The organism is Paenibacillus zanthoxyli JH29, from assembly GCF_000520715.1.
Taxonomy (GTDB): Bacteria; Bacillota; Bacilli; order Paenibacillales; family Paenibacillaceae; genus Paenibacillus_AQ; species Paenibacillus_AQ zanthoxyli.
In genome coordinates this window covers 1-3736 of record NZ_ASSD01000525.1, presented here as the reverse complement: position 1 = coordinate 3736, position 3736 = coordinate 1, and the positions used below count along the sequence as shown (strand labels likewise).

5 protein-coding genes and 1 pseudogene are annotated in these 3736 nt (G+C 53.6%); 2 read left to right on the top strand and 4 right to left on the bottom strand.

What is annotated here, in order from left to right; genetic code table 11:
• Positions 1 to 635, top strand: a 635-nt coding sequence (locus L691_RS0120350) for an NAD(P)/FAD-dependent oxidoreductase (protein ID WP_025692193.1), incomplete at its 5' end; no start/stop codon positions are given.
• 5 nt (positions 636 to 640) lie between these two features.
• On the opposite strand, the gene L691_RS0120345 is transcribed toward L691_RS0120350, so the two are convergent.
• Complete coding sequence (locus tag L691_RS0120345; RefSeq protein WP_025692192.1) at positions 641 to 895, bottom strand: YuzB family protein; 255 nt, start codon at positions 893 to 895, stop codon at positions 641 to 643.
• A gap of 82 nt (positions 896 to 977) precedes the next feature.
• Here L691_RS0120345 and L691_RS0120340 point away from each other — a divergent pair, with 82 nt between their 5' ends.
• Complete coding sequence (locus L691_RS0120340) at positions 978 to 1226, top strand: NifU family protein (protein WP_025692191.1); 249 nt, start codon at positions 978 to 980, stop codon at positions 1224 to 1226.
• Positions 1227 to 1573: 347 nt separating this feature from the next.
• Here the strand turns inward: L691_RS0120340 and L691_RS0120335 are convergent.
• From L691_RS0120335 to L691_RS0120325, 3 genes and pseudogenes are all read right to left on the bottom strand, one after another.
• A pseudogene (locus L691_RS0120335) lies at positions 1574 to 1765 on the bottom strand (MetQ/NlpA family ABC transporter substrate-binding protein); the annotation flags it as partial.
• Between the two features lie 80 nt (positions 1766 to 1845).
• Complete coding sequence (locus tag L691_RS0120330) at positions 1846 to 2586, bottom strand: Cthe_2314 family HEPN domain-containing protein (RefSeq protein WP_025692189.1); 741 nt, start codon at positions 2584 to 2586, stop codon at positions 1846 to 1848.
• Between the two features lie 43 nt (positions 2587 to 2629).
• Positions 2630 to 3736: UbiD family decarboxylase domain-containing protein (locus L691_RS0120325; protein ID WP_025692188.1), on the bottom strand; the 1107-nt coding region annotated here is incomplete at its 5' end.

Genomic DNA, 3736 nt, shown 5'->3' with positions numbered 1-3736 from the left:
CCGTCAACATTGTCGGCGGCGGGCTCAGCGGAGTCGAGCTTGCCGCCGAGCTGCGGGAAAGCCGGCCTGATCTTAACATTACCATTCTCGATCGGGGCGAGCGGGTGCTGTCCGCTTTTCCCGCGAAGCTGTCTAAGTATGTGGAAGAATGGTTCACCGAGCATCAGGTGCAGACGCTTGGCCATGTCTCGGTCTCCCATATCGAGAAGGACGCGGTCTTCAACGGTTCGGAGGCTATTCCTTCCGACGTGACGGTCTGGACCGGAGGCATTCAGCCGGTCAAAGTGGTTCAGGAGCTCAATCTGGCGAAGGACCACGGCGGAAGAGTGATTCTGGGCCAGTATCATCAGGTCCCGGACTATCCCGAGGTGTATGTGATTGGGGACTGCGCCAGCCTGCCGTTTGCGCCCAGCGCCCAGGCGGCGGGAGCCCAAGGCGAGCAGGTTGCGCAAATTTTGCGCGCCCTGTGGCGCAATGAGACGCCGAAGCTGGGCAAAATCAAACTGAAGGGAACGCTCGGTTCCCTGGGAAAAAGCGAAGGCTTCGGGCTGCTGGGCCGTCGGTCCGTCATGGGCCGGGTGCCCCGCATTCTAAAGAGCGGAGTGCTGTGGATGTCCAAGCGGCATTTCGGATAATCCGGTCAGTCCAGCTCAAGCAGGTCCCAGGCTTCCAATTCTCTGATCTTAGTCTCTATGGCTGCTTCCAGCTCTTCGGCCGAATCTGCGGCGATAACTTCACCGTTAACCATGGCGAACGGCTCGAAGCGGCACTGGCTGCAGTTGCCCAGGCAGGTGTACTCGACAACATCGTAATCCATATTTTGTTCCAGTTTATTCTTCAGCGCTTCGGTGCCATGCCCCAAATTGCTGACACAAAATTCAATAATTGGTCGCATATAGTTCTCCTTGGCCATTACTAACCGTTTTATTTTTTAAATATTTGTACTATAATATACGTACGAAAGGAGTGATTGAGAAATGAGTGAGAATACACAAAGTACTAGCATGTATGATGAAGTGCTGGAAGTTCTTGATAAACTGCGTCCGTTTCTGCAGCGCGACGGCGGCGACGTTGAACTGGTCGACGTTGAAGACGGAATCGTGAAACTGAAATTGATGGGTGCCTGCGGCAGCTGCCCAAGCTCCACCATTACGCTGAAAGCCGGAATCGAACGCGCGCTCATCGAAGAAGTTGAGGGCGTTGAGGAAGTCGTTCAAGTATTCTAATTTTTGCGTAAACCCATCCCGGTTGTTTGCTAAGGCAAATGGCCGGGATTTTTTTGTTCAATCACCTTATAAAAAATGAACTTGAGATTTTCCCATTTAGGAATCGTTCGTAACTTCGAGGAATGTTTGGACTTACAGAGACAAAGGCGATCTCTACCGCTCCTACAGTTCCAAACTTCCCCTTCGTTACTCCTTACCCTTATGTCATTTTTTCAAGTTCATCTTATATTGTCTATCGGTCATTATATAAAATTTTATATATTGCTACAACTATTCGAAGGCGGTAATGGCAAAATCCCGCACGGTCCAAAGAGGGCTGCACGGGATTTTGTTTAAATCATGGACAATTAGAATGCCGGAATGATGGAGCCTTGGTATTTGTCTTCGATAAACTTCTTGGCTTCCGGGGAGGTCAGCGCGGCAGCCAGCTTCTTGATCGCTTCCTTGTCCTTGTCCTCCGAACGGGTAACAAGCAGATTCGCATATGGGGAATCTCCGCTCTCGATGAACAGGGCGTCCTTCGTTGGAACGAGGCCCGCAAAGCTCACTCCGGCACCGCCAGCCCACAGAAATCTGCCTGCCCTAGTATAAAATATTTTACATGATTTGTCATATATTTTTAAAGGTTATTGTTTGTTTTATTGCGATTTTGAAAACTCCGGCCGAGTTGTTCATTGCTGTAACGGAAGACTTCGGCCAGAGTTTTGCATACCATTTCCAGCCCCTGGCGCAGATCCTCCAGATGCTCGTCAAGATCCTCAAGCTGGATTTTATCGTGCAGACCTTGATGCCGCTGCCACAGATCGTCCTGCATTTCGGAATTCATATAATGAATTTCGGCGTTGCGTCGGTTACGCAGCTTTTGCAGCGGGTCGCGGTACGAATCCTTGATCTCCTCCAGCCTGCCGGACAGCTCTCTATGCCTCTTGGACGAGCGGAACCGCCGCAGCACGGTAAAGTAGGAAAAATGGACTTTTACTCTAGAGGTGTTCAGATCGTACAGCGTGTTCAGCACCGTGCCCAGCTTGTCCAGCAGGGAGAAGACGCGAATAAAGCCATTTTTGTAAAAATAGACATACCGCGCATAGTCACCCTGTTCGCTCACGGACATCTCATCCATGCTCCCCGCCTTTACCGATTTGCGAAAAAAGGAAGCGGCGAACAAGCTCTGCTCCAACTCGTCGAGTGAAGAGATCAGTCCTTGAATCCAAATCTCTAGCTTCCGGTATTCATGGTCATGGTCTTCATCGTCATTCATTTCTTTGCGGAGCATCGACTCCGCTTCGGTCATAGATTCCATAGCATCGGCCAGCAATCCGGTATTCTCGCGGGGAGGCTCCCCCAGGATCGTCCGCAGCATAATCCGTCCTCCTGTTAAGCGTTCAACGCAAACGCATGATTAATTATCTTATACCCGCAGGGAAATAATTCTTCCAGTTGCGGTCGACCAGCTCTACGATCTCCTCCCTCGGGAACAGCTCGTCCGGGTATCCCGGCTTCATGCGGGCGTCAATGACGATGGGGAGCTCATAGCCGATATGATGATTTTTGACCGTAGCTTCGGCAAAAATATCGGTGGCCGGGTTGAAGCGGGTGAACACCGTCCACAGGAAGGAGGTCTGCGTCTTCACCGTTTCGGCGGCATTGTCGACCAGAATGACGAGCGGCCAGGCGGTTTTCTTCTCGCGAAGGGCGCCGACTAGGCGCTGCGGAAGCTCCGGATCTTCCGTATAGGCCGGGCCGGAGACGACGAGACAGCCGCCGCAGTATGGCAGCGCCGCATGAATGCCGGGAAGATTGCCATCCTCGTAGCTTCGCGGAAGCTTACGCACTTTTTCGCCGATGCCCATCATGACGCCCTTGCTGCCGTGATTCATTCTTTGGCCGGTATAATCGAGCGTATCATGCGATGTTTTGTTAAAAATAAACAGATCGACCGCCGGGTCGAACCGCTCCAGCACCGTTTCCAGCAGCTTCGGAAAATCGGACAGATCGACCGGCTCGTTCGTCAGAATCAGGAACTTGGTCAGAGACAGCTGCCCTTCACCCAAGATGCGGAAGGCCGAGACCAGCGCTTCGCGCGAATAGCTCTCCCGCACGACGGCGGACGCCAGCGTATGCGAGCCCGATTCCGAGTATGCCCACAGGGAGCGAACGGACGGCATGACGAGCGGATAAGCCGGAGACAGCAGCCGCTGAAGGAAGTCGCCAAGGTAGTAATCCTCCTGCCTTGGCTTACCGACAATGGTCGCCGGATAAATGGCGTCCTTGCGGTGCCACATGCGCTGCACATGCATGACCGGGAAGTCATGCTTCAGCGAGTAATAGCCGTAGTGGTCTCCGAACGGCCCTTCCGGTCTGCGCTCATGCGGCGGGACCAATCCGCGGATCGCGAATTCTGCCTCCGCCGGAATCCGGTGGCCGCCCATCGGGTCCTTGACCATCGGCAGGCGGCCGCCCAGCACCATAGATGCCAGCAGCAGCTCCGGCATGCGCTCCGGCACCGGGGC